We start from the raw sequence: 25,123 nt of genomic DNA, 5'->3' as shown, positions 1-25,123 counted from the left end.
AGCGCAGCGTCGGCCAGACCGGAGCCCCGACCCCGACTGCCCTAAAGACCCCGACCCGGGCCCAAACCCCGACTGGAGGAAGACCCCGACCGTGGTGGCGGTGCCCCGACCGCTGTGGCCGTACCCCGACCGTCGTGGCAGTGCCGCGACCACACCCCCGACCACGACCCGAACGCAAAACGGGGAGGCCACATCGGCCTCCCCGTTGGTGGTCCAAACCACCCCTACCGCTTCTTTGCCGCCTTCTTCGCTGGCGCCGCCTTCTTGACCGCCGCGTTCTTGGCGCCCGGCGCCTTCTTGGCCGGCGTCTTGGCCGGTGTCTTGGCCGGCGTCTTGGCCGGCGTCTTGGCCGGCGTCTTGGCCGGTGTCTTGGCCGGTGTCTTGGCCGGTGTCTTGGCCGGCGCGTTAGCGGACTTCTTGGCTGGCCCCTTGGCCGCCTTCTTGGCCGGCACGGCGCTTTCCGCCACCGGAGCGGGCGCGGCAGCCAACGCCGTGACCGACGCCACCGCTGGCGCGGTGCTGGGCGCGGCAGTCGCCGCCACAGACGCCGCCTCGGTCGCCGCCGCCACCGATGCCCCCCCCGTGCCGGGCTTGGCCGCCCCCACCACCCCTACCATGAGCAGTCCCGGCGGCGGGGCCCCCGGCCCCTTGCCGCGCCCGCCAATGCCCCGCGCGCCCATGCCGCGTGGCGCGGCCGGCAGCAGCGCCTGCGCCGCCTTAGCCTCGGCCTTCTGCTGGTCATCCACCGCCTTGAGCTGGTCCACGATGCTCGCCGCGTCCGCCGCGCGCGCCACTTCCCAGTCGTCGCCGCGGCGGCGCAGATCGATCATGTTCGCGTCGTGTGCGTCCTGCAGCACCCGTTCGAACATGCGTGTGGCCAGTGACTCACTGTCGCGGCCGAGCAGTTCGAACGCCCGCTGGCGGGCGGCGCTTGCCGTGGTGACCTGATCTCCCGAGACGAGCGACTCGACCGCCCGCCGCACCAGGTCGAACGCGTCGCCGCGGGTGAGTCGTTCGCCGCTGCGGCCGATGGCATCGGAGACATCCGTGCTGCGGAACGCCGGCGCCACGTCGGGGCGCGCCGTTTCGCCGCCCGCCCGCGGTTCGGGACGCGCGTCGGCAACGGTCGGTTCGCCGTCGTCGCGACGGTCGCGGAACCGATCACGCCCCCGGCCGCGACCGCGACGCCCACGGTCGCCGCGCCCCTCGGCGCGCGCCTCCGCGACCGCGGCGGCATCAGCCGGCGTCGTCTCAACGGTGTCGGAGGCCACCGGCAACGGGCGAATGCCGAGCGCCGCAATCACCGTCTGCGGATCGATCGTTTCGCCCACCGGCACGGGGATCTCGGCCGTCTCGTCGAGCGCCACATCCACGTCGGCGCCACGCTCGGCGCCCTCATCGGCCAGTTCCCCGTCGCGCGGTTCCCGCTCACGTTCGCCGCGATCGCGACCACGCCCGCGACGACCGCGGCGGCCGCGGCGTTCGCGCTCCTCACGCCCTTCGCGATCGAGGCGATCATCGGCCGGCGCCGTCGGCGCGGCGGCAACGGCTGCCCCCACCGTGCCGTCGGGCACATCCACTTCGAGCTGGCCGCTCTCGAGCTTGGTGACCTTCAGGAGCCCACGCTGCTGCGCCTCGTGCACGAAGCGCGAGAACTTCGGGTGGCCCAAGTTCTTCTCGTCGAACGACGCGTCGATCTCCTGCATCACCTGCTTGAGGCGATCGCTGCGCATGACGTCGCCGTTCCGCTTCATGCGCCCCACCGCCTCGGTTACGAGCTCCCACGGATCCCAGCGCGTGGTCTCGTCCTCCCCCGTCTTCACGAGGCCGGCGAGCGCGTTGTACGAGTAGTACTCGTCGCAATTCATGACCAGCAGGTCGCTCGACGACTCGCGAATGCCCACGCCGATCACGTACTTGCCGTACTCCTTGAGCTTGATGACCATGCTCGAGAAGTCGGAGTCGCCGCTGAGCAGCACGAACGTGCCGATCTCGGGGCGCGTGAACACCAGTTCGAGCGCGTCGATCGCCAGGCGAATGTCGGTGGCGTTCTTCTTCGCCGAGCCGTAGGCGGGCGCGAAGATGAGGTCGATGCTCGCCTCGGTGAGCGGCACGATGTACTGCGGATAGCGGCGCCAGTCGGCATAGGCGCGGCGCACCGCGACCTTGCCCTTCACGATGTCCGACGAGAGGAGGTTCTTGAGCTCCTCCTGCAGGTCGGAGCGGATGCCCATCGTGACGTTGTCGAAGTCGATGAGCAGCGCGGCATTCGGCGCGTGCGCCGGCGGCGCGACATTGGGTTGGGCCACCGGGGCCATGGGAGCGACCGACGCGGGGCCGCGATGGAACGGGGCAATGGAACGGGTCGGCGACGATGCGCCCGACCGGGATGGATGACGACTCATGACAGCCTAGCCTGGATACGATACTGGGTGATCGAGCGCGTTCGCGTGCAGCGCCGTGGCGCTCAGGGCATTCGCACTCAGCGCGATGGCACGCGCGAGTTCTCGTCGGCGGATCTTGCCGCTCCCCGTCATGGGGAACGTGTCGAAGAAGCGGACGAGGTCGGGGACCTTGTCGGCAGCCATGGTATCCCGGGCAAATCGCTTGATCTCGTCGCCCGTGATGACCGCCCCTTCCACTGCCACGATGCATGCGCAGACCAGTTCTCCCATGACGTCATGGGGCACACCGATCACGCAGACATCGTCCACTGCCGGATGCGCGCGCAGGCGATCTTCGAGTTCACGCGGATAGAGCTGGATGCCCCCGCGCGAGATCGTTTCCTGGCGACGTCCGAGGATCCTCACGATCCCGTCCTCGTCGATGATGCCAAGATCACCGGTGAGGAAGAAACCGTCCGGCGTGTGGACTTTGGCAGTCTCGGCCGGCATGCGCAGGTACCCGCGCATGAGGTTGGACCCGCGGACAGCGATCTCGCCGACCGCCTCGGGTCCGTGCAACTGTCCCGTCATGATGTCCATCGCCATCACCTCGATCCCCGGCAGCGCGATGCCCACCGAGTCGCGGCGGGTCGCTTCGCTGTCGCTGAAGCGGGTGATGGTCACGACGGCGCCCGTTTCGGTGAGGCCGTACGCCACGAGGACGTCGCACCAGCGACGCACCCTGCGCACGAGCGCTTCGGCCACCGCACTGCCGGCCATGAGACCGGTGCGCAGCGAGCGCAGCCGCGACGGGTCGAACGCCTCCTCGCGCATGAGGAGGTGATACTGCGTGGGCACACCGTGGAGCACCGTGACCTGCGTCTCGGCGATGAGCGCGAGCGCCCCCGCCGCCTCGAAGGCCGGCTGCAGCACCAGGGTGGCACCGCTGGCCATCGTGCCGAGCATGGCACTGAAGCCGAACACCGCACAAAACGGCACCGCCGTCAGCACGCGATCCTCGGGAGACAGCTCGAGGGCCTGCGCGGTGCGGACGGCGTTTTCGACGAGCGCGCGATGCGACAGCTGCACCCCTTTCGGCTTGCCCATCGTGCCCGACGTGTACACGACCGCGAGATCGCGCGCATCGTCACCATCGGCCACGACCGGTATCGGCTTCCCGGCGCCACTCGACACGAGATCTTCGAACTGGAAGATCCGGTCGTCGTACCAGAGATCCTCCTCCCCCACCGTGACGACGTACTGCAGATCGGGGAGGTCGCCCAGCAGCTCTTCGAACCGCTGAAGAAAGTCGACGCCGTTCCACCGTTCGATGGTGACGACGGCGCTGACTTCGGCATGGCGCAGCTGGTAGCGCAGGTCATGCACCCCCAGCGTGGGATTCACCGGAACCAGCACGGCACCGAGTCGGGCCGCGGCGAGGGTGGTGATGATCCACTCCACGCCGTTGGGGAGGTTCACGGCGATGCGATCGCCTGCCCCCAGTCCCAGTTCGGAGAAGGCTGCCGCCAGGGAGGATGCCTGGGCATCCACCTGCTCGTATGTCCATGTCCGTTGCCCGGTGGTCGCCAGCGCGCGCGCAGGGTGCTCCTGTGCACGACGGGCGATCAGTGGGGCCAGGGACCACGATGCTGCCATCTCACTCCGTGAAGCGAACGCCCACCCAGATGGGCAAGCATGACGCGGGATCGGGTACAGCCACGTAAATTACCGACTATGAACGAGATGCGGAAGTTGAACGGGTCGAATTCCGCGACGGAAGCGGGGGCGGACAGCACCGCGGGACCGCGCGCCGGATCGCGCGCGCCCTTTCGGACCCGGCTCTTCGCCATGCTGCTGCTCTTTGCCCTCGTTCCCACGGTCACGGTAACGCTGGCCTGGGCTGGTGTGGCCACCCGCACGCTCTCCCTCTTCTCCGCCCGATCGGCGTGGGAGCGCATCGCCAAGAGCGGCGACGACAGCTACCGGATCGTGACGGCGGCCCCCCTCTCGGCCGAACAGCGCGCCGCCCTCGACGCCCACCAGGCGGAGCTGCGCGAGTCGGCGCAACTCGCCCGACGGTTCGACTTCGTGACCGGGCGTTCCATTCGCCTGGTCATCCTGGGCGCGGTCCTCGCTATTGCGCTGGTGGCCGTGGGGGCGTCGCGGGTGGCCGGGCACCTCAGTCGGCAGCTGAGTCGTCCGCTCGACGAATTGGTGGGCTGGACGGGGCTCATACGCGGCGGCCGCCCGATTCCGCCGCACACCAGCCGCCGCGGGGCCCCGGAGTTCGAGGTGCTGCGCAGCGGCATGCGGACCATGGCGAGCGAACTGGAGGTCGGCCGTCGCCGCGCGCTCGAGGCCGAGCGCGCCGACGCCTTTCGCGAATCGGCCCGCCGCTTTGCCCACGAACTGAAGAATCCGCTCACCCCCATTCGCTTCGCCGTGGACCGGCTTCGGCGCAGCGCCCCCGACGAGTTGCAGGATACGGTCGAGGTGCTGGCCGAGGAGGCCAGCCGCCTCGAGGTCATGGCCAAGAGCTTCGCCCAGTTCGGTCGCCTCCCCGATGGGCCGGCCGCCGAGGTGGATGTCGCGGAAATGGTCACCCGCGTGGCGGAAACGACCGTCCCCGATTGGATCACCCTGACCCTGGACTGCGCCCCCGACCTGCCGCTGGTGCGCGGGTATTACGAGCCGTTGGTGCGCGCCGTGGCCAATGTGCTACTCAACGCGGTCGACGCCACCCCCCCCGGTGGAACGATTGAAGTGGCGGTCACAGCCGGACCGGCTGTCGGCCGTGCCGGCGACACGGTTTCGCCACCGATTGAAACCCGGCAGGTAGTGATCACCGTACGGGACACCGGATGCGGGATCGCCCCCGAGGCGCTGTCCCGCATCTTCGACCCGTATGTCACCACCAAGCCGGGCGGAACGGGGCTGGGACTCGCCATTGCCCAGCAGACGGTGCAGGCCCATGCCGGAACGATCGAGGTTACCAGCGAACCCGGGCGCGGGACCACCATGATGATGCGACTGCCGGTGACGGCGTGAGGAACACATGACGGTGCAACTGCAGGACGCCACTCTGGCGACCCAGCCACAGGACGGCGGCGGCAAGTCCATTGTCGTCACCAAGAAGAGCGACGGGACGGTGCAGCGCATCGAACTGTCGCCTTCCGGCGAGATCATCACCTCGAGCGTCGAGGGCGTCCCCGCGACGGCCGTTGCCGCGGAGCCACCTGCGGCCCCGCGCCGCAAGGCGCTGCCGGACGGACTGGTGGACATGATGGGCATCATCATGGGGGCCGCCACGGTCATGTCGCTCGGCACCCCGCTGGTGAAGGCGTGGGCGCGGCGTTTCGAGAGGCGCCACGAGATCCGGCAGCAGACGCTCATTGAACAGCGCTTGGTCGCCATCGAACAGGCCATCGAAACCGTGGCCGTCGAGGTGGAGCGCATCAGTGAAGGGCAGCGCTTCACCACGAAACTGCTGGCCGAGCGGGCACCGGCAGAGGCGGAGCGTGTGCGATGACCCCGCGCGTCGTGATCAAGGTGCACTTCGGGCAGTCGGGCGACCAGGCCGCCAGCGCGGCGCGTGCGGCGCAGAATGCCGAGCAGGCCGCCCGCAGCGCGGAGCAGGCGCGCGCCAACGCCGACCGCATCATCGAGAACGCCATCCAGGATGCTGAACGTGCGGTGAACGCCACCAACGCCCGTCAGGCGCCGCCGCCGCCCGCGGCCCCCGCTGACCCGCCGTCGCCGGGAGGGCCCATCGTCTTCACCAGCGACGAGGGTCGTCCGGTGAGCATCTCGATGAACGACGGCAGCCTCGTGCTCACGCAGGAGGGCAATACGCAGGTCATTCCCTTCCGCGACGTGATTCCCCGAGAGGCGACACAGATCGCGTGGGCCATTCCGGCCACGCTGTCGATCTTCCTCATCTGGTGGCCCATCTCGCGCGCAGTCGTGCGCTGGCTCAACCGGAAGCACACGGCCCAGAACGAAACCGCGGCGCTGGAAGCGCGTCTGCGCGACCGCTTCGAGACGCTCGAACGCAACCTCGACACGGTGGCCGTGGAGATGGAGCGGCTCTCTGAAGGGCAGCGCTTCACCACCAGGCTCCTTGCGGAGCGCCAGGCACCTGCGCCAGTGGCAATTCCCGTGGAGATCCCGGCCGGTATTCCACGGGGCGCGGCCAACGATGCCTCCGCCGGCCGCGGGCGCGCGTAAGCGGCAGGAACCCGTTCATGCCCAGCGTACTCATAGTCGACGACGAGCCGAACATCCGGCGCATGGTGGGGGCCCTGCTCTCAGCGGAAGGGTATGATGTGCGCGACGCCGCCGATGGGCGCACCGGTCTCGCGTTGGCGGAAGCGCTCGAGCCGGACATCGCACTCGTCGATCTCATGATGCCGGGAGAGCTCGACGGCCTTGCCCTGCTGGAGAAGTTGCGTGAACGCCGCCCCGATGTGCCGGTGGTCATGATGAGCGGGCGCGCGGCACTCACCGATGCCGTGCGCGCCACCAGGCTCGGTGCCTTCACCTTCCTCGAGAAGCCCCTCACCCCCGAGGGGGTGCTGCTGGCGCTCGCCTCGGCGTTCGAACTGCGGCAGGCGCGCCGCACAGCGGCAGCGCTGCGCGAAGACCTGGGCATCTCGGGAGAGATGGTCGGCGAGTCGCCGGTCATGCGGGAGGTCCGCGCGCTCATCGCGCGTATTGGCCCAACGGATGCGCGCGTCCTCATCACCGGCGAGTCGGGCACGGGCAAGGAACTGGTCGCCGCCGCCCTCCACGAAGGGAGTCCGCGCCGCGACAAGCCCTTCGTGCGCGTGAACTGTGCCGCCATTCCGCGTGACCTGGTGGAGAGCGAGATGTTCGGCCACGAGCGTGGGGCCTTCACCGGCGCCACCGAACGGCGCATCGGCCGCTTCGAACTGGCCCACACCGGTACGCTGTTCCTGGACGAGGTCGGCGATCTCGGCGCCGAAGCGCAGGCCAAGCTGCTGCGGGCCATCGAGGCACGAGAGATCGAGCGCGTGGGTGGCGGCAAGCCGATCAGGATCGACGTGCGCATTCTCGCGGCCACCAACAAGGACCTGACCCGCGCCGTGGCCGACGGCACGTTCCGTGAAGACCTGTTCTTTCGGCTCAACGTGATTCCCATGCAGCTGCCACCGCTGCGTGACCGGCCCGGCGACCTGCCCGCCCTCGTACGCCACTTCTCGGCGCGCCATCGCACACGCACAGGGCGGCCCCTGGTTACCTGGCAGCCGGAGGCGCTCGCCGCACTGGGTGGATATCGCTGGCCAGGCAACGTGCGCGAACTCGCCAACGTGGTGGAGCGGCTCGCCATCCTGCATGCCGGCTCCGAGGTGTCACGCACCGACGTGCTGCAGGTCATCCCGCAGGCCGCGCACGGCGCCGCCACCGCGCACGGCGCAAGCGACCGCGCCGGAGCCGATCCCACCGACGGGCTGCCGCTGAGCGATGCACTCGACGTGTACGAGCGGCGCCTCATTGCCGCCGCCCTCGCACACAGCGATGGCAACGTGGCCGAGGCGGCGCGGCGGCTCCAGACCGACAGGCCCAATCTGTATCGTCGCATGCGGCGGCTCGGGCTCGCCTCGCCCGCCGAGTGATCGCGGCGTGGCACGCTGACCGGCGTTCAAACCTTTCGCGGATGGCCGATGTCCCGCCATGCCACGGCGTAGCACTCCGACACACCAGTGTCCCCTTTCAGGCGCATCGTACGTGGTGCGGTGACGCGCCGGTCGCTCCCGGAATTGATGATATTGCAGGAGCGCCACGCGTCGGCCACGGTGTAATCCGGGCCGCACTGGTACGGGGCATGCCATGGCGGAGCGCGAACCTCAGCAGGAGTTCTGAATGAGTCAACCCACGGCCGCCTCCGGTCAGCCCTGCCCCCCGATCCCCCGCCGCACGAGCGTGGTGCGCCCGGCGAGCCCCCGTGGAGCGGTTGCCCGCGGGCTGCTCGCCCTCGGCCTCGTGATACTGCCGGCGCCGGCCGCGGCGCAGCGCGTGGGCGGGGTCCCGCGGGATGTCGCCCTCGAGGTCACACGCCTGTTCAATGCGACGACCACGCGCAAGGTGCGCGGAGACTTCACCCTCACCGCGAGCGACACGGTACGCGGCGACCTCGCCGTCCTCAACGGCAACGCGCGGCTCGCCGGGGTGGTGAACGGCGAGGTGGTCGTGCTGAACGGCGATGTGGTGCTGGTCGAGGGCGCGCGCCTGGCGAAGGGGATCACCGTGGTGGGCGGAACGCTGCAGGCGCCCGAGCGCCCCAGCGTGACCGGCGAGATTCGCGTGTGGAGCGCGCGCTACCGGTATCAGGAGAACGGCGACACCTTGGTGGCCGACACGGATTTCCTCACCCGCTTTTCGCAGTGGGTGCAGGAGGACGACGCAGAGGAAACGGTAAGCCAGCTGTTCTTCACCTCGGCGCACACCTATAACCGCGTGGAAGGACTGCCCATCTACGTGGGCCCGCGCGTTCGCGCCCGCAGCGGCGCGACCCGGGTGCGCGCCGAGGTATACGGCATCTTCCGCACCGGTGACCGCCTGGTATGGAACGACGAGAACCTGGGCCATCGCGCGCTCTTCGAAGTGCGACAGGGTGAGCAGGCGGGGATCGCCGTGGGCACGCGACTGTTCGACGAAGTGGACGCCATGGAGCGCTGGCAGCTCAGTGATGGCGAGGTGGGGCTGGCCACCTTTTTCTTCTCGCGCGACTACCGCGATTACTGGGAACGGCACGGGGCGCAGGCGTACCTATCGGCCTTTGCCGGGCGCGGCCACGAACTCAAGCTGTCGTACGGGGAGGAGCGGTGGAACGCCCGTCGGGCACGCGATGTCTTCCGGTTGAATGACGAGGTCGCCCTGCGACTCAACCCACGCGGCGATGAGGGTGTGCTGCGGCTGCTCACGCTGAGCGGTACCTTCGACACGCGCACGGAGTCCCGGTACCCGCGCTCGGGGTGGTACCTGCGCGGGGAGTACGAGCGAGGACACAGTGACGCCCTGACGCTGGCACCGCTCACCGAAGGGCTGGGGCGTCCCGGTCTCGTGACCCGCGAGTTGCGACCGGCCGTGGCGCTCGATTACGGCCGTGCCTTCTTCGATCTCCGCCGCTACAACCGCCTCGGACCCAACGCGCAGCTCAACCTGCGTGCCGTCGTGGGCGGCTGGGTGCACGGCGATGCCCTGCCCGTGCAGCGTCGCCTTGCGGTGAGCGGTATCGACGCCCTCCCCGGGTTCGATTTCCGTCGCACCATCGGTACGGCAGACGCGGGCACCTGTGCGACTGGGTCCGAGGAGCTGTATGTGCTGCTGGGGCGGCCCGCCCAGTGCGAGCGCATGGCGCTGGTGCAGGTGGAGTGGAAGGGCGACTTCCGCATCGACCTGTTCGGTGACGACGATGAGGGCGACCGGCGCTGGCAGCTCGGGCGCGGCCACGCGGATGGGACATGGGTGCTCTTCGCCAACAGCGGGCGTGGGTGGCTCGTGAATCGCCCCGCCACGGTGGCGGGCGCCACCAGCGCGGCCGATCCGCTGTTCTTCGGCCGCAATCGGGTACCCGACCTGAACACGTGGCGCACCGATATCGGCGGTGGCTTCGATTTCGGTGACTTCGGCGTCTACCTTGCCCAGGCCGTTTCGCAGAGCGGGCTTTCGCCGAACGTGTACGTGCGGCTGGGCCGCCGCTTCTGAGCACACCGCGCGCCATGAGCCGTCTCCTGCGCCTGTGCCTGACGGTGCTGCTGCTCCTCGTGGGCAGCGGCCGGTGGGCGCGCGCGCAGGACACGCCGGCGATCGACATTCGCGTGACGGCGCAGAGCTATCCGCCGTTGGTGGCCGTTCGCAATGTGCTCACGGAACGTGAGCACGATGAGCTGCTCAAGAACGGGTTTCCGGTGCGCATGCACCTGCGGGCCGAGATCTGGACCGTGGGGCGGTACTTCGATGACATCCGCGGGCGTGCCGAGTGGGATGTCATCGTGCAGTACAACGTGGTGGAGCGCAGCTACGAGGTGGCGCGACTCGTGGGCGATCGGGTCATGACCCTGGGCAGCTACGTGCGCTTTGCCGACGCCCGCGCGGCGTCGGAGCTGGCGTACCTGCCAGCGCTCCCCACGCCGCGGCGTGGCCAGAAGGGCTACGTGCTGGTGCAGGCGGACATCCAGGCGCTCGACGTGAGTGATCTCGACGAAGTCGAGCGCTGGCTGCGCGGGGAAGGAGCGCCCGCCGTGCGCGGCAAGCGCAGCCCGGCGTCGGCCATTACGCGCGGGGTGCGCACGCTCGCCTCGCGCATTCTTGGCGCCGAGGCACGGCGACTCGAGGCGCGCAGTGCGACGATGGTGTTCTAGGGCCGACCGGTCGCCCGCAATCCACTCCCCTCGATCTTCTCCAGCTCGCGCAACGTCTCTTCGCCGTAGAAGGTGCGGATGTACTGCGCCTGGATGGGCGTGAGTCGCCGCACGGCCCACGAGAGGTGCACGAAGTGCGGCTCGACCGGCGCGTGCAGCGGGTGCATGCCGATCTCCGCGGGCATGCGATTGGCCTTCCGCGTGTTGCAGGAGCTGCAGGCCGTCACCACGTTCGACCATTCATTCGTGCCGCCGCGCGACATGGGAACGAGGTGATCGCGCGTGAGCGATTCGCGCGGCTTGAGCTCACTGGACCGGCGCCCGCAGTACTGACACTGGTAGTCGTCACGCGCGAACAGAAAGATGTTCGTTACCTGCCGACGGAAGCGCCGCGGCACGTGCACGTAGCGCGTGAGCCGAATGACGGCAGGACGCGGAAAGGCCTGCTTCTCCGAGCGCACCGGCGCGTGCCGGTCGGCCTCGACGATCTCGGCCTTGCCGTCGATCACCAGACGCAGCGCCCGGCGCAGCGGCACCATCGTGAGAGGCTCGTACGACGCATTCAATGCGAGACAACCGGCGATCACGCCTACCCTCCGTCAAGTCGGTGAGTCGTGGAGACCAACGCTGTCGTGCCGCGCCGCAGGAGGCGCGGTGGTGCATCCCCCGCTTGTGCACGCGGGCCCGGCGAAAAACGAAACCCCGCCGAAGCGCCGGCAGTGGCCGGGAGCATGGCGGGGGGCAGACGGATCAATGACGCGTGGCCCTGGCGACGACGCCAGCACACCCGCCTATCCGGCGGGCGCCGCAACTCCTGAAGACGGCGAGCTCGTCACGCGTACGCATGCCGAAGCATATCATGGCGCACCACGCTGCCGCCACTGGCGGAGCCGCGCTCCCGTCTCCCGCTGCCGCACGTGCCACGTGGGATCGTCGACCAGCACCTGCCCGCCTCGTACCAGGACTCGTCCTCCCACCGTGACCAGCGTCGCCTGCGCCCGCCCGGCGAGCGCGTGCACCAGCGTCACGGCGGGATCGTGCACGGTGTGCACCGTGGCGTCGTCCAGCGGAAAGGCCGCGAGGTCGGCGGCCTTGCCGACCTCCAACGTGCCCACCACGGCCTCCAGCCCCAGCGCCGCCGCACCGCCCGCCGTGGCCAGCTCGAGCGCCCCGTGGGCGGACAATGAGTCCGGACTGCCGGATCGGATCGCGTGCGCCAGGATTGCCTGCCGCGCTTCATCGATCAGGTGCATGCGATCGTTGCTCGCGACCGAGTCGGTGCCGAGACCGACGGCGATCCCATGCGCCTGCATGCGGTCGAGCGGGGCGAGGCCCTGTCCGAGCTTCGCGTTCGACAGGGGGCAATGCACGATGCTCGCCCCATGATGCGCGATACGCTGCAGGTCCGCCTCATCCACCCGAACGGCGTGGATGAGCAGTGGACGCACGGCCAGTACGCCGGTGGCCTCGAGGAGCGCCACGGGAGAGCGGGCCTGCGGCGCGACGGCCATGCCGCGCGCCCGCAGGCGTTCCGCGAACGGCCCCTCGCCACTGCACACGAACGCCGTTTCGGCGGCACTCTCGGCGACATGCACCGCCATGGGCAATCGCTCGGCCAGCGCATACTCGGCCGTGGCACGAAAGAGCGATGCCGACACCGTGTACGGCGCATGCGGCGACACCCCGGTGCGCACGAGCGGTGTGTCCTGCTGCCGCAGCAGCTCCACGCGCGCCCGCAACCGCGACAGGGACTCGTCACGCTGCGCCGGATCCGGGCCGAACAGCTCGACATACCCAATGCCGCGCACGCCCAGCTCGCGCATGGCGTGCAGGGGCATCGCGGAGTCGGTGCAGTCGGCCAGCGTGGTGATGCCATGGCGCAGCGCCTCCACGATGCCCACCCGCGACGCATCCAGCAGGTCTGCTTCCGTGAGCAGGTCGCGCCGCACCGCCGTGAGGGTGCGCAACCACTCGCGGAAGTCGAGGCCCTCGAGAAATCCGCGCAGCGTGGTGAGCTCGAGGTGGGAATGCGCATTCACCAGCCCGGGGAGAAGCACGGCGTCACCCAGGGCGACCACGGACACGGGTTCCGCCCCGTGCGCCGAGAGCACCGCGCCCGCCGCATGTGCCGGTCCCACCCAGGCAATCGTGTCGCCCAATACCAGCACCGCCCCGTCTTCCATGGCCGGTGCACTGATGGGGAGCACCCACCGCGCCGTGTAGAGCGTGCGCTCGGAGGGGACCGGAAGCGGCGGGACGTGCGTCAGAGGGGCCTCACGTCACGCCGGTGGCAGGCGGAACGGATTGGTCGTGTCGCGCTTCACCGCGGCGCGCGCACTGTCCATGCTGAACGCCGAGGGTGCCGCGACATCGGTACAGGTGCTCGTGGGTTCGAATCCCTGCACGAAGAACTCCGTGGTGAGCGCGCCCATGCAACTGGCGTTGGCGAGTCGACCGGTGACCGCGTCGATCTCCCGCACCACCACGCCGTCGGGCCGTGGCCAATCGGGAGGCTGCGGCTTTCGCCGGTACACCTCCGTCATGAAGGATGCCCACGCCGGGGCCGCCAGGTCGCCTCCCTGTGCGTTCCCCTTGATCTTCTGCGGCTTGTCGAAGCCCATCCACACGCCGGCCACCAGATCGGCAGTATAGCCGATGAACCACACGTCGGCCCCGTCGTTGGTGGTGCCGGTCTTTCCGCCGGACGGCACGCGAAAGCCGCTGCTCCAGATGCGGGCGCCGGTGCCGCGCACGACGACATCCTTCATCATGTTCACCATCAGCCACGCCTCTTCCGGGGAGAGCACGGCCTCGCGCACGAGATCGGGCTTCCACACCACCTTCCCCGCCGCGTTCTCCACCCGAGCGATCGCGTGCGGCGTGGTCCGCAGGCCGAGGTTCGCGAACACCGAGTAGGAGCCGATCATCTGGATCGGATACGTGTCGGCCGACCCGATGAAGACGGATGGATAGGGCGGAATGGGGGTGGTGATGCCGAAACGCCGCGCCATCGTGATGACCGCATCGGCGCCCACGGCCATGCCCGTGCGAATCGCCGCCAGATTGCGGGACTGATACAGCGCTTTGCGCATGGGCATGCTGCCCTGGAACTTCATGTCGTAGTTCTGCGGCGTCCACGTCTCGCCGCTCATCTGGTCGAGTGCGATGGGAGAATCGTCCACCACCTGTGCCGGCCCGTATCCCTCGTGCACGGCGGCCGCGTACACGATGGGCTTGAAGGTGGATCCCGGTTGTCGCAGCGCCTGCGTTGCGCGATTGAACTTGCTGTCGCCGAAGTCGCGACCACCCACCATGGCGCGCACGGCGCCGGAGCGCGGGTCGATGGCCACGAAACTGCCCTGCAGATAGGGCGAGTTCGCCGCGCCGGTTTCGCCGCCGTCGGCGCTGCGTGCGAGATACGCCTCGTAGGTCAGGTGGGTGTACTTCCCGTGGCGTCCGCCCTCGATGGCCTGCAACTGGTTCTCCAGCGCCCGCTCCGCCGCCGTCTGCATGTCGACGTCGAGCGTGGTATACACCTTGAGGCCCTCGTCGTAGAGCCGCGCACCAAAGTGCTCTTCCAGTTCCTTCCGCACCCATTCGACGAAGTACGGTGCCACGTCACCCGACTCGGCGCGCTCGGCCAGCTGCAACGGGTACGCCTTGGCCAGCGACGCGTCCTCGTTGCTGATGGCCCCACCGCGGCGCATCAGCTCGAGCACCGTGTTGCGACGCTGGATGGCGCGATCGGCGAAGCGACGCGGGTTGTAGCGCTCCGGCCCCTTGAGCAACCCGGCCAGCACCGCCGCCTCGGCCACGGTGACGTCGCGCACACTCTTGCCGAAGTAACGCTGCGAGGCCGTCTCCACGCCGTACGCGCCGTTGCCCAGGTAGACCTGGTTGAGGTAGAGCTCGAGGATCTTGTCCTTGCTGTAGCGGCGCTCGATGGCGCGGGCGACGCGGGCTTCCTTGATCTTGCGCAGCAGCGTCTTCTCGCGCGAAATGCGATCGGAGAAGACGTTGCGCGCCAGCTGCATCGTGATGGTACTGAACCCCTGCACATAGCTGCCCGCCTTCACGTTGCGCGCGAGCGCCCCGAAAATGCGGAGGTAGTCGATGCCGTCGTGCGCGTAGAAGCGCTTGTCCTCGGTGATGACCACCGCATCACGCACGTGCTTGGGGATGTCCTTGAGGCCGATGAGGGTACGGCGTTCGAGGCCGAGCTCGGTGACGAACCGCCCGTCGGCCGCGTACACCTTGGACGTCTGACGCGGCACGTACTGCTCGAGCGAGGCAATGGAGGGGCACCGGCCGTCGCGACAGATGACGGCCCAGGCACCCGCCAATCCGCCGGCACCGATGGCGGCACCGAAGACAGTGAGCATCAGCAGCCAGCCCAGCCAGGGGCGCCGCTTGAGGACGGTGGAAAGAGCCATAGCAGGGTGGAAGGTACACCCCGGGGAAGGGATCGGTACCGTTGGGCGGTATGCTTATCTTGCGGGCATGTCCGCCACGACCAACACCTCCGCTCCGCTCGAGGAGCTCGCCTGGCGCGAGCTTCTGCACCAGCACACCGACGGTCTGCCGGCCGCCTTCGCCGCGGGGCAGGTCACCGCCTACGTGGGATTCGATCCAACCGCCTCGAGTCTGCACGTGGGCAACCTGGTGCCGATCATGGGGCTGGTGCATCTGCAGCGCGCGGGGCATCGCCCCATCGCCCTGGTGGGGGGCGGCACCGGGATGATCGGTGACCCCAGCGGACGCAGCAGCGAACGCAACCTGCAGGATCTCGACACCATCCGCGCCAACGCGGAGGCGATCCGGCGGCAGCTCGCCAAGTTCCTCGATTTCGAGGGACCGGGTGCCGCCAGACTCGTGAACAATGCCGATTGGCTCTGCTCCCTGTCGCTCATCGAGTTCCTGCGCGATACGGGCAAGCACTTCTCGGTGAACTACATGATGGCCAAGGATTCGGTGAAGAGCCGGCTGGAGAACGGCATCTCGTACACCGAGTTCACCTATATGCTGCTGCAGGCGTTCGACTATCTCGAGCTGCACCGCCGTGAAGGGGTGACGCTGCAAATGGGGGGGAGCGACCAATGGGGCAACATCACGGCCGGCCTCGAACTCATCCGCAAGGCGCAGGGTGGGGACGCGCACGCGCTCACCTTCCCGCTCATCACCAACGCCGATGGCACCAAGTTCGGCAAGAGCACCGGCGGTGGCTCGGTGTGGCTCGACGCCGGCCGCACCTCGCCCTACCAGTTCTACCAGTTTTGGATGGGCGCCGACGATCGCGACGTGTCGCGCTACCTGCGCTTCTACACCCTGCTCTCCCGGGAGGAGATCGAGGCGCTCGACGAGGCGGTGCGCCGCGATCCGGGGAAGCGTGCCGCACAGCGGGCGCTCGCGTACGACGTGACGGCACGCGTGCATGGCCAGGAGGCGGCGCGGGCCGCCCAGGAAGTGTCGGCACTGCTCTTCGAGAGAGCGGATCCCGCCAGCCTGTCGGATGCGGCACTCACGGCGCTGCGATCAGAGATCCGGTTCGCCGACTACGCGCCGGTGGCACAGCCCGCCATGGATGAGGTCGATGTGCTGCATGCCCTGCAGTTGCTGGGCATCGCGGATTCCCGCGGCGCCGCGAAGCGCCTGCTCGAGCAGGGCGGGATCAGCGTGAACGGCGAGAAGCTCGCACAGCCCACGGTGCATCACGATCGCCTGCTGCGTGGTCGATATCTGCTCATCAGGAAGGGACAACGCGAGTTCGGCCTGCTGCACGTTCCCTGAGCGCCCTACCGGCGCCGTGCGTTCAATACGCCGGCGCCAGTCCGCCAAAGGCCCGGCTGACGTTCACGAACCCCACCGCGCGTGCCAGCGCGCGGGCACCCAGATCCGTGGACACGAGCGTCGCGTACGGCAGCAGCCCGTCGCGCAGCAGCGCCTGCACGGCGCGGTGCAGCACCAGGTGCCCCAGGCCAATCTGCCGGAAGGCGGGCGAGACGAGCACGCGCAGGCGCGAGAGGCTACCGATCGGCGCACCGGCCGTGGCGAGCGCCACGAGCACACCGCCGCGCAAAGCCCCCACCCGCAACCGATCGGCAGGCAACGCGCGCGCGGGCGACGGGGCAAAGGGGCGCCACTCCTCCGGCGACACATCGAAGCGCAACGTCTCGAGCAACATGGGGGCGGGGCCGTAGACGAGCACGGCATTGTTCTGCGGCTCTCCCGTGAGCGTCTGCTCATCCACCATCGCCAGCAACTCGTTGGCGCCGAAGGCCTCGCCCGCGGGGAGGGTGGCATGACGCTCCCCCTCCGCCACTCCGCGTGGCGTCAGGATACGCAGCGCCTCGGCGATGGTGCGCTCGGCGAGGGCCATGCGGGTACGAAGAGAAGGAGGGCGCGACATCGGGTGTAGGGAAGACCAACCCCTGCAATCTGGCGGTCAGGAGTTGCAAGTCCAGTGCCGACGCGCAATTCCCTCGCGGCTAGGCGTCCAGCAAGGCCACCACGCGGTCGATCTCGTCGAGGGTGTTGTACACGTGCGGCGAGAGCCGAATGGCCCCCTCCCGCACGGTGAAGTGCACCTGCGCGTTGGTCAACGCGGCCGCCATGGACGCAAGCGCGACCGGCGCGAACGATACGACGCCCGCGCGACGCGCGGACTCGGACGGGGTGACGAGGCGCACGTCGGCGCGGGCGTGCGCCCATTGGGTGAGGCGCCCGGTCAGTGCATCGAGATGCGCGGCAATGGCCGGCACGCCCAGCTCGAGCAACAACGCCGTCGCGGCGTTGGCCACGGCGAAGTCGTGATAGGCCAGCGTCACGACTTCGAAGCGTCGCGCGTCGTCGAAGAGGTCGAACTCGTAGTCGGTGAGGCGGGTGTAGTCGGTGCTGCGCTTCATGCACGCCCACCCCACATCGTGCGGCTGCAGTGCCGTCACGAGATCGCGGCGCACATACACGAAACCGGTGCCCCACGGCCCCAGCTGCCACTTCTGGGCACCGCTCGCGAAGATGTCCACCGGTGTGGCGTTCAGGTCGAGCGGCCGCACGCCGCATCCCTGAATGCCGTCGACGATGAAGAATACCCCGCGCGCCCGGCAGGCGCGTCCGATCCGTTCGAGATCAACAACGTACCCCGACGCGAACTGCACCCAGCTCACGACGACCGCTACCACATCCGACCGGTGCTCGATCGCCTGAACGAGCGCGTCCTCGTCGGGGAGCCCGTGGACGCGCGGCATGAGCTCGAGCGTCACCCCGCGCGAACCGAGCGCCTGAAAGGGATACACGCAGCTGGGGAACTCGCCGTCGAACGCGAGGATGGCCCCCGGGCGCAGGGGCAATGCGCGGGCCGCGAGATTGAGCCCATAGGTGGTGTTGGGCATGAGCGCGATCTCATCGGGGTCGGCACCGATGAGCGCCGCGAACTGTTGCCGGGCGGTCGCGGCCGCATCGAGCAGCGACGAAAACGGGATCTCGTGCGGACGGGCGCGCCACGCACTCCAGCGCGTCGCCTCACGCACCGCAGCCTCCGGCATCGGCCCCACCGATGCCGCATTCAGGTAGATGCCGGGATCATCGGCCATCCATGCAAACTGGGTCGCGCGCAGCGAGGTCGTATCGAGCATAGGGTGTGCGCGGAAAGGGAGAAGGAAGACGGGGGAGATCAGGCGGGCATGAGCGCCGGCCGGCGGGTAATGCCGGCACCGCTGACACCGGCCGCGCGCGCGAGGAGCAGGGCGGCCTCGTCCACAAGAGCGTCCCAGCCGAACTCGCGAGCCGCCCGGGCGGCGGCCGCGCCCCCCACCGCACGTTGGGCATTCACGTCTGCCAGGAGGCGCGCGAGCTCGGCCACCACCACGACCGTGTTGTCGGCCGCGACATGATAGCCGGTGGCCCCATGCGTGACCAGCTCGGCAGAGGGGGCATCGACGGCCACGACGGTGGGCAACCGCTGCTGCATGGCCGCGAGGGTCGCCAGCGCCCCGTGGTCGCCCGGTGCCGTAATCCACGCCGCGCACGCGTACCCCAGCTCGTGATGCAACAGCGCCTCCACGGGCACGATCTCCACCGCCGCCGTTAGGTCGAGCGACGCGGCATGCAGTCGCGTGCCTTGCAGCGCCGCGGTGGCCCCGACCAGCAGCACACGCAGATCCGGGCGACGGGTGCGCAGATGCGCAAGCGTGCGGAGGGCCGCCGCCGTGCCCTCGTCGTGCGACCTCCCAGGGACCAGCACCACCGCAGGCGCCGTCAACGGGAGCCGATGAATTGCCGTGGCATGCGCGGCCGTGTCTTCCACCGGCGGCGATGGCCAGCCGAGTGCCAGGCGGGTGTCACCCCACCGCGTGATGGGCGTCCGTGCCAGGGCGAGACGCGCATGCCATGGCAGCGGGGCGGACTTTGCGGCCCCTGCAGCCGCAGGTGATGGAACCGCACCCGTACCCGGGCGCGGGACGTACTCGTCTGCCGCCACCCGGCGCACGATGCCACCGCGAGTGCCGATGGCGAAGGCCGCCAGCACCGCATCGCGTTCGCTGCCCACGAGCAACGCGTCAGGGCGCAGCGCCGTGACGATTCCGCGCAGACTCCATGCCTGCCGCAGTCCACCGGCCCCGCTCACACTGCGCAGCGAGAGTCGCGGCCAGCCCTGCTCCACCGCCCGCTCCGCGGCACTGCCAAGTGCGGTGATCATGGCGACCACATCACCGCGGGCGGCGAGACCGGCCGCGAGTTGGGCCAGGAGCCTCGCTCCAGCCGTCCACTCCGGGGTGGAGGCCACCACCAGCACGCGCATGAGAGTTACCCGACCTCGACAACCGCGTCGGTGGAGCGGCGATCGAACTGCAGCGCGTGCAGCCGCGCGTAGGGTCCGCCGCGCGCCAACAACATGTCGTGCGCGCCTTCTTCCACGAGTCGGCCGCCATCGAGGACCAGAATACGATCGGCGTGCTGAATGGTCGCGAGACGGTGCGCAATGACGAAGACCGTGCGCCCTTGGAGCAACCGGTCAATGGCTTCCTGCACCAACCGTTCACTCTCCACATCGAGGGCCGACGTTGCCTCGTCGAGGATGAGGATGGGCGGATCGGATACGAGAGCGCGCGCGATGGCCAGGCGCTGACGCTGCCCGCCGGACAGGCGGCTTCCGCGCTCACCGAGATTGGTGTCCCACCCATCGGGCAGCGCCTCGATGAAGGTGAGCGCGTTCGCGGCCCGCGCCGCGGCGTCGAGCTGCGCCTGCGTGGCATCGGGACGTCCGAAGGCCACGTTGGCGCGAACGGTGTCGTTGAAGAGGACCGTGTCCTGGCTCACGATGCCGGTGAGGGCGCGCAGGGCACCGAGGCGAATCTCCCGCAGATCCACGCCATCGAGGGTGACGCGCCCCGCGGTGGGATCGAGAAAGCGGGGCAGCAGGTCCACCAGCGTGCTCTTGCCGGCGCCACTCGCACCCACGAGCGCCACGACCTCGCCCTTGCGTGCGGTGAACGTGACATCCTGCAGCGCTGCGGCACCGCCATCGTACTGGAACCCCACTCCCGAAAACGCGATCTCCCGCTCGAAGGTCGCCACGTCGCGCGTCCCACGGTCGGTGGTCGTTTCCGCCGGCGCGTCGAGAATCTCGAACACGCGCTCGGCGCTGGCGAGCGACTGCTGGGCAGCGGCCGGCGTCTGTGACAGCTGCTTGAGCGGCTGCAGCAAGCGCATCACCTGCACGAGGAACACCAGCAGCTCGGCGCCGGTGAGACTGCCCTCGACCAAAACCAGCTGCGCGCCGTACCAGAGGATGATGACGGCGGTGAACGTGCCCAGGGTTTCGGTGACCGGGCCCGAGAGCAACGCCAGACGTCCCACCTTCACGAAGCCGCGGGCGAAGGCATTGTTCTTCTCGGTGAAGCGCGCCTCTTCCCGCCCTTCGGCCCGATACGACTTCACGAGGCGCACCCCACTGACCACTTCCTGCACGAGGCTCGTCATCTCCCCCTGCTCGTTGCCCAGACGGCGATAGCCCTGCCGCAACTTGCGCAGGACCGGCTGAATGGCGCCAATCGTGATGGGCGCGATGACCAGGGCAGCGAGCGACAGACGCCACGACGTGGTGAACATGGCCACGAGCGTCGCCACCAGCTGCGCGCCGCTCCAGAGCGAGCGCGTGACCAGCTCGGTCACGACCGTCTTCGCGTTGCCCGTGTCATTGAGCACGCGGGCAATGATCTGCCCCACCTTGTTGCGGGTGAACCACGGCAACGGCAGGCGCAGCAGATGCGCGTAGAGCGCGTTGCGCAGGTCACGCACCACGAACTCCTGCAGCTTCACGCCAACCTGCCCCGACAGCCACACCAGCGCGTTCTTCAGCGTCACCGCGGCAATCACGATGAGCAGCACATTGCGCAGCGACGCCATGCGATCCCGCTCATCGAGCAGGAATCCGATCGTGGTGTCGAGCACCCGTCCGATCGTGCCGGTGGCCGGGATCAGCTGCTCGCTCTTGAAGAACGCATTGAAGAACGGCACGAGCAGCGTGAACGAAAACACGTCGGCGAAGGCCGCCAGCGCATTGAGCAGTACCACCAGCCAGAGCTTGCCCTTGTGCGGCCCCACGAAACGCCACAGGCGGCGCCAGAGGACAGGCGCCGGCGTGCGGTGGGCCCCGGTGTCGGGCATCGTCAGCGCTTGGGCGTGAGCAGGGACACGGGGAGAATGCATTCCTCCGGTGTCACCCCGCCGTGCAGAAAGGAGCCGCGGTAGCGCCCCTGATACTCGCGCAGCTTGGTCGGATAGACGAAGAAGGTGTCCCCCGCCGCCATGAGCGTGTTGGTGCCCGGACCGCGATGCGGCAGACGCAGGTCGTCGGGATTGGCGAACAGCAGCGCCTGCTCCGACCGCTCGGCGCGGAGATCCTCCCCGAACTTGTAGCGCAGATTCGCCGTGGCATCACGCTTGGCGAAGACGGTCGCCGGCGTGTTGCAGTGCAGCGCCCCGTGATCACTGGTGACCACCACCGACACGTGGCGACGCGAGGCTTCCTTGAGCAGCGTGAACAGCGCCGACCGTTCGAACCACTGCCGCGTGAGCGCGCGCAGGGCGATCTCGTCGCGCGCCACCTCGTACAGGATCATGCTCTCCGAGCGGCCGTGCGTCAGCATGTCCACGAAGTTGAACACGAAGGCATGCACGCCATCGCCGGCGATGGCCGCCGGCAAGTGGCGCTCCAGGTCGTCGGAGTCGGTGGCCGTGGTGAGCTTCTGGTAGCGCACCGCGGCGGCCACCTGCAACTCATCGAGATGCGCCACGAGCAGGTCCTTTTCGTGGGCGTTGAGCGTTTCGTCATCCCGCTCCCCCCACCAGTCGGGAAAGCGCGCCGCGATTTCCCCGGGAAACAGGCCACTGAACAGCGCATTGCGCGCGTACGGCGTGGCGGTGGGCAGGATGGAGTAGTAGTGCGTCGTTTCCACGTCGAACAGCGGGGCCAGCAACGGCTCCAGCGCACGCCACTGATCCAGCCGCAGGCAATCGATCACGACGAAGATCACCTTGCGATCGCGCTGCAGCACCGGCAGCACGAACTCGGTGACGACATCGACGGACAGTGGCGGCCGATCGCCCTCCAGCTCTCGGAGCCAGCGCGGATACTCCGTGCGCATGAACTCCGCGAACGCGCGGTGCATGTCGGGATAGAGGCCCCGCAGGGACTCGTGCAGCCCCAGTTCGCCGGCATCGGCGAGATCCACGTCCCACTGCATGAGCTCCGCAAAGCGCTCGATCCAGCCACGCCAGTCGAGATTGGCGTAGCGCTCCGATTCGATGGCCCGGAAGCGCTCGACGAACGCACGCGCCATGGCCTGCGAACGGATGAGGGGGCCGTCGAGGATCTTCGTGATGACCGACAGCACCTGACGCGGCGTCACCGGCTTCACGAGATAGTCGCGGATGTTGGCGCCGATGGCCTCCTTGAGGGTGGCGTCTTCCTCGCTCTTCGTGACCATGACCACGGGCAGGGCGGGCGCCAACTCGCGGATGTCGCGATAGGCGTCCAGGCCGCGCGTGCCCGGCATCTGCTCGTCGAGCAGCACCAAGTCGTACGGGTGCCGGCGCAGCAGTTCGAGGGCGTCGTCGGCGTTGGTCGCGGTTTGCACCACGTACCCCTTGTCGCCCAGAAGCAGGCGATGGGGTTCGAGCAATTCCGCTTCGTCGTCCACCCAGAGGATGGTCTTTGCCGATGGCGCCATGGAGGAAAGATACACGGGTGGTACCCCCGCCACGGCGTGCCGGTTCGTGCTAGAATTGAGTGTGCTGACTGATCCCCTCCCGTACGCACTGGACCCGCTTCGCTTCGGATTTCCCGCCCTGGCCTCCCTGGCGGGGCGCCTGCCGTTGGGTGGCGGGCGCGAAGTGGCGCTCGCGGCCCTGTTGGCTGCCCGTCTTGCCCATGGGCTCGCGCCGGGCAGCGCGCTCCCGGCATCCGACCGGGCCGCACGTGCCTCAGGCGCCAAGGTCTGGCTGGCGTCGTTGGCGCTTCCGGCCACCACGCGCGTGCCGTTCGCGCGGTGTGTCGAAGCCAGCACCGGCACCCCACTCCAGGCGGCGGGCGCGCTCCGCACCGTGGTTGCCGCCGCCGGGGCTCACCTCGATGGCCCGTCGGTGCAGGAGTTGGAGCGCCTGGCCCGACTGCTTGCGGGCGGCTGACCGATGACGGGCGACCACGACATCTCGCCGCTCACCCGCATTGTGGCGCGCGTCGATCGGACCGGTGAGGGACAGGTGGATCCGGAACTTGTGCCGACGAACTTCCCCTCCATCGATCGCCTGTTCGGCGGCGGGTTCCGGCGCGGCGACCTGGTCGTGCTTGGGGGGGACGACAGTGCGGGGTCGTCGGCGCTCGCCCTGGCGGTGGCGCTGCGGAGTGCCTCGCGGGCCCTCATCGTCTCCAGCGAGATGCGGCCGGAGCGCATCTACGAGCGGGCCCTCGCCATGTCCGCACGGGTCTCCGTGGAGCGCATGCGGCTCGGCGCCGTCGATGAGGCCGAGCGGGCCCGCCTGGCAGCGGCCGCCCTGTCGCTGCGTGACCAGGCCCCGGTGGTGGAAACGCTGCTCGATGGCGGAATCGCCGCCATCGAACGCGCGGTGGAGGCCACCCCCGGCGCCGCCCTGGTCATCATCGACACGCTCGAAGGCACCCTGCTGCGCGACCACGGGCTGGCGGACGCGTTGGGTTTCGCGGTACTCGCACTCAAGCGGCTGGCGCTCTCGCGCCATATTGCCGTGCTGGTCACCGCGCACCTGCCCGCGCTTGATCGGTCCCGGGCCGACAGGCGCCCGCGCTTGGCCGATTTCGGTCTCGGCGGTGCCGTGGGCACGCACGCGGACGTCGTTCTGGGGCTCTTTCGCGAGGAGATGTACGAATTCGACCGCGGGGTGTCGGGGGCGGCGGAGCTGCTCGTACTCAAGAATCGTGGCGGCGCGCGCAACTACGTGGATCTGTATTTCGATGCCCGCTTCGGCCGTTTCGAAGACGTGGCCGAGTAGCCGTCTCCTGTTAAATTGACCGGTTGAACAACCACCAGTCCGAGGAGCAGATGGCAGGCCACAGCAAATGGAAGACGATCAAGCGCGCGAAGGCGGCGACCGACAAGAAGCGCAGCTCGCTCTTCACGCGACACATCCGCGAAATCACCATGGCCGCCAAGCTCGGTGGTGGTGACCCTGGCGGAAACCCGCGCCTGCGCACCGCCATTGACAACGCCAAGGCGGTGTCGATGCCCAAGGACAACATCGAGCGGGCCATCAAGAAGGGAACGGGCGAGCTCGAGGGTGTCGACTACACCGAGGTGCTCTACGAGGCGTACGGCCCGGGCGGGGTGGCCATCATGATTCAGGCCGTCACCGACAACCCCACGCGTACGGTGGCCGATGTCCGCCACAAGCTCTCGCGCAATGGCGGCAACATGGGCACGAGCAACTCGGTGGCGTTCATGTTCGACCGCAAGGGCCAGATGACGGTGCCAGCCGATGGCGTCAACGAGGACGCGCTCATCGAAGTCGCCCTCGACGCCGGTGCCGATGACGTCGCGAACGACGGTGAGCTCTTCGTCGTCACCACCGACCCCGCGTCACTGCACGCCGTGAAGGAAGGGCTCGAGTCCCAGAAGTACAAGGTCGAAGACGCCGAGCTCGCCTGGGTGCCCAAGAACACCGTCAAGGTGGAAGGGGAGAATGCGGCGGCGCTGCTCAAGCTGCTGGAGGCGCTCGAAGAACTCGACGACGTGCAGAAGGTCGACGCCAACTTCGAGATGGACGAAAGCGCCATGGCCGGCGCGTAACGTGGGGCGGCGTTCCTCCTCCACCCCGTGAGCA

20 protein-coding genes are annotated in these 25,123 nt (G+C 68.9%); 10 read left to right on the top strand and 10 right to left on the bottom strand.

The window, feature by feature from the left end; translation table 11 throughout:
- Positions 1–224: 224 nt before the first annotated feature.
- Together O9271_RS06225 and O9271_RS06220 are read right to left on the bottom strand one after the other, a co-directional pair.
- A complete protein-coding gene (locus O9271_RS06225) occupies positions 225–2,405 on the bottom strand; it encodes an NYN domain-containing protein (RefSeq protein WP_298267230.1) in 2,181 nt (726 codons plus the stop codon).
- Between the two features lie 6 nt (positions 2,406–2,411).
- Positions 2,412–4,040 carry a class I adenylate-forming enzyme family protein gene (locus O9271_RS06220; RefSeq protein ID WP_298267228.1) on the bottom strand — a complete coding sequence of 543 codons (1,629 nt, stop codon included), beginning with the start codon at positions 4,038–4,040 and terminating at the stop codon, positions 2,412–2,414.
- Between the two features lie 78 nt (positions 4,041–4,118).
- On the opposite strand from O9271_RS06220, the gene O9271_RS06215 reads away from it, so the two are divergent.
- From O9271_RS06215 to O9271_RS06190, 6 genes are all read left to right on the top strand, one after another.
- Positions 4,119–5,432: an ATP-binding protein gene (locus O9271_RS06215; RefSeq protein WP_298267226.1), complete on the top strand. Its 1,314-nt coding sequence runs from the start codon at positions 4,119–4,121 to the stop codon at positions 5,430–5,432.
- A gap of 7 nt (positions 5,433–5,439) precedes the next feature.
- Positions 5,440–5,913, top strand: coding sequence for a hypothetical protein (locus O9271_RS06210; RefSeq protein ID WP_298267224.1), 474 nt, complete (start codon positions 5,440–5,442; stop codon positions 5,911–5,913).
- Positions 5,910–6,611: a hypothetical protein gene (locus O9271_RS06205; RefSeq protein ID WP_298267222.1), complete on the top strand. Its 702-nt coding sequence runs from the start codon at positions 5,910–5,912 to the stop codon at positions 6,609–6,611. The genes O9271_RS06210 and O9271_RS06205 overlap by 4 nt, the downstream gene beginning before the upstream one ends.
- 17 nt (positions 6,612–6,628) lie before the next feature.
- Positions 6,629–8,020 (top strand): sigma-54 dependent transcriptional regulator, encoded by a 1,392-nt coding sequence (locus O9271_RS06200; protein ID WP_298267220.1) that lies wholly within the window; start codon positions 6,629–6,631, stop codon positions 8,018–8,020.
- A 247-nt stretch (positions 8,021–8,267) separates the two neighbouring features.
- A complete protein-coding gene (locus O9271_RS06195; RefSeq protein WP_298267217.1) occupies positions 8,268–10,112 on the top strand; it encodes a hypothetical protein in 1,845 nt (614 codons plus the stop codon).
- A gap of 14 nt (positions 10,113–10,126) precedes the next feature.
- A complete protein-coding gene (locus O9271_RS06190) occupies positions 10,127–10,768 on the top strand; it encodes a hypothetical protein (protein ID WP_298267214.1) in 642 nt (213 codons plus the stop codon).
- On the opposite strand, the gene O9271_RS06185 is transcribed toward O9271_RS06190, so the two are convergent.
- The 3 genes from O9271_RS06185 to O9271_RS06175 form a co-directional block, all read right to left on the bottom strand.
- A complete protein-coding gene (locus O9271_RS06185; protein WP_298267211.1) occupies positions 10,765–11,307 on the bottom strand; it encodes an HNH endonuclease in 543 nt (180 codons plus the stop codon). The genes O9271_RS06190 and O9271_RS06185 overlap by 4 nt on opposite strands.
- 318 nt (positions 11,308–11,625) lie before the next feature.
- Positions 11,626–12,975 carry an amidohydrolase family protein gene (locus O9271_RS06180; protein WP_298267208.1) on the bottom strand — a complete coding sequence of 450 codons (1,350 nt, stop codon included), beginning with the start codon at positions 12,973–12,975 and terminating at the stop codon, positions 11,626–11,628.
- A gap of 72 nt (positions 12,976–13,047) precedes the next feature.
- Entirely contained in the window at positions 13,048–15,201 is a 2,154-nt protein-coding gene (locus O9271_RS06175; protein WP_298267206.1) for a penicillin-binding protein 1A, read from the bottom strand.
- A gap of 67 nt (positions 15,202–15,268) precedes the next feature.
- Between O9271_RS06175 and tyrS the strand changes: the two genes are divergently transcribed.
- The gene (tyrS, locus tag O9271_RS06170; protein WP_298267204.1) at positions 15,269–16,555 is read left to right on the top strand and encodes a tyrosine--tRNA ligase; all 1,287 of its coding nucleotides are present in this window, start codon (positions 15,269–15,271) and stop codon (positions 16,553–16,555) included.
- A 22-nt stretch (positions 16,556–16,577) separates the two neighbouring features.
- Here the strand turns inward: tyrS and O9271_RS06165 are convergent, their stop codons facing one another.
- The 5 genes from O9271_RS06165 to O9271_RS06145 form a co-directional block, all read right to left on the bottom strand.
- Positions 16,578–17,144, bottom strand: a complete 567-nt coding sequence (locus O9271_RS06165) for a GNAT family N-acetyltransferase (RefSeq protein ID WP_298267202.1) — start codon at positions 17,142–17,144, stop codon at positions 16,578–16,580.
- A 109-nt stretch (positions 17,145–17,253) separates the two neighbouring features.
- The gene (locus O9271_RS06160; RefSeq protein WP_298267200.1) at positions 17,254–18,399 is read right to left on the bottom strand and encodes an aminotransferase class V-fold PLP-dependent enzyme; all 1,146 of its coding nucleotides are present in this window, start codon (positions 18,397–18,399) and stop codon (positions 17,254–17,256) included.
- 38 nt (positions 18,400–18,437) lie between these two features.
- Positions 18,438–19,565 carry a glycosyltransferase gene (locus tag O9271_RS06155; RefSeq protein ID WP_298267197.1) on the bottom strand — a complete coding sequence of 376 codons (1,128 nt, stop codon included), beginning with the start codon at positions 19,563–19,565 and terminating at the stop codon, positions 18,438–18,440.
- A gap of 5 nt (positions 19,566–19,570) precedes the next feature.
- Positions 19,571–21,475 (bottom strand): ABC transporter ATP-binding protein, encoded by a 1,905-nt coding sequence (locus O9271_RS06150; RefSeq protein ID WP_298267195.1) that lies wholly within the window; start codon positions 21,473–21,475, stop codon positions 19,571–19,573.
- The gene (locus O9271_RS06145) at positions 21,436–22,998 is read right to left on the bottom strand and encodes a response regulator (RefSeq protein ID WP_298267191.1); all 1,563 of its coding nucleotides are present in this window, start codon (positions 22,996–22,998) and stop codon (positions 21,436–21,438) included. Before O9271_RS06145 ends, O9271_RS06150 begins: the two co-directional genes overlap by 40 nt.
- 61 nt (positions 22,999–23,059) lie before the next feature.
- Here O9271_RS06145 and O9271_RS06140 point away from each other — a divergent pair, with 61 nt between their 5' ends.
- The 3 genes from O9271_RS06140 to O9271_RS06130 are packed head-to-tail and all read left to right on the top strand — an operon-like array spanning position 23,060 to position 25,089.
- Positions 23,060–23,455, top strand: coding sequence for a hypothetical protein (locus O9271_RS06140; RefSeq protein ID WP_298267189.1), 396 nt, complete (start codon positions 23,060–23,062; stop codon positions 23,453–23,455).
- A gap of 3 nt (positions 23,456–23,458) precedes the next feature.
- On the top strand, positions 23,459–24,295 hold the full coding sequence (locus O9271_RS06135; RefSeq protein ID WP_298267187.1) for a DnaB-like helicase C-terminal domain-containing protein: 837 nt from the start codon (positions 23,459–23,461) through the stop codon (positions 24,293–24,295).
- 50 nt (positions 24,296–24,345) lie between these two features.
- A complete protein-coding gene (locus tag O9271_RS06130; RefSeq protein WP_298267185.1) occupies positions 24,346–25,089 on the top strand; it encodes a YebC/PmpR family DNA-binding transcriptional regulator in 744 nt (247 codons plus the stop codon).
- The last annotated feature ends 34 nt before the right edge of the window (positions 25,090–25,123 follow it).

This window comes from Gemmatimonas sp., from assembly GCF_027531815.1.
Lineage (GTDB): Bacteria > Gemmatimonadota > Gemmatimonadetes > Gemmatimonadales > Gemmatimonadaceae > Gemmatimonas.
This window is presented reverse-complemented; position numbering and strand designations above follow the sequence as displayed.

Bases quoted from the DNA above. Each gene is read 5' to 3' on its own strand.
- O9271_RS06135 (WP_298267187.1), top strand. From the start codon at position 23,459: ATGACGGGCGACCACGACATCTCGCCGCTCACCCGCATTGTGGCGCGC.
- O9271_RS06205 (WP_298267222.1), top strand. From the start codon at position 5,910: ATGACCCCGCGCGTCGTGATCAAGGTGCACTTCGGGCAGTCGGGCGAC.
- O9271_RS06200 (WP_298267220.1), top strand. From the start codon at position 6,629: ATGCCCAGCGTACTCATAGTCGACGACGAGCCGAACATCCGGCGCATG.
- O9271_RS06185 (WP_298267211.1), bottom strand. From the start codon at position 11,307: ATGGTGCCGCTGCGCCGGGCGCTGCGTCTGGTGATCGACGGCAAGGCC.
- O9271_RS06210 (WP_298267224.1), top strand. From the start codon at position 5,440: ATGACGGTGCAACTGCAGGACGCCACTCTGGCGACCCAGCCACAGGAC.
- O9271_RS06145 (WP_298267191.1), bottom strand. From the start codon at position 22,998: ATGGCGCCATCGGCAAAGACCATCCTCTGGGTGGACGACGAAGCGGAA.
- O9271_RS06150 (WP_298267195.1), bottom strand. From the start codon at position 21,475: ATGCATTCTCCCCGTGTCCCTGCTCACGCCCAAGCGCTGACGATGCCC.
- O9271_RS06195 (WP_298267217.1), top strand. From the start codon at position 8,268: ATGAGTCAACCCACGGCCGCCTCCGGTCAGCCCTGCCCCCCGATCCCC.
- O9271_RS06220 (WP_298267228.1), bottom strand. From the start codon at position 4,040: ATGGCAGCATCGTGGTCCCTGGCCCCACTGATCGCCCGTCGTGCACAG.
- O9271_RS06155 (WP_298267197.1), bottom strand. From the start codon at position 19,565: ATGCGCGTGCTGGTGGTGGCCTCCACCCCGGAGTGGACGGCTGGAGCG.
- O9271_RS06175 (WP_298267206.1), bottom strand. From the start codon at position 15,201: ATGGCTCTTTCCACCGTCCTCAAGCGGCGCCCCTGGCTGGGCTGGCTG.
- O9271_RS06165 (WP_298267202.1), bottom strand. From the start codon at position 17,144: ATGGCCCTCGCCGAGCGCACCATCGCCGAGGCGCTGCGTATCCTGACG.
- tyrS (WP_298267204.1), top strand. From the start codon at position 15,269: ATGTCCGCCACGACCAACACCTCCGCTCCGCTCGAGGAGCTCGCCTGG.
- O9271_RS06190 (WP_298267214.1), top strand. From the start codon at position 10,127: ATGAGCCGTCTCCTGCGCCTGTGCCTGACGGTGCTGCTGCTCCTCGTG.
- O9271_RS06225 (WP_298267230.1), bottom strand. From the start codon at position 2,405: ATGAGTCGTCATCCATCCCGGTCGGGCGCATCGTCGCCGACCCGTTCC.
- O9271_RS06130 (WP_298267185.1), top strand. From the start codon at position 24,346: ATGGCAGGCCACAGCAAATGGAAGACGATCAAGCGCGCGAAGGCGGCG.
- O9271_RS06160 (WP_298267200.1), bottom strand. From the start codon at position 18,399: ATGCTCGATACGACCTCGCTGCGCGCGACCCAGTTTGCATGGATGGCC.
- O9271_RS06215 (WP_298267226.1), top strand. From the start codon at position 4,119: ATGAACGAGATGCGGAAGTTGAACGGGTCGAATTCCGCGACGGAAGCG.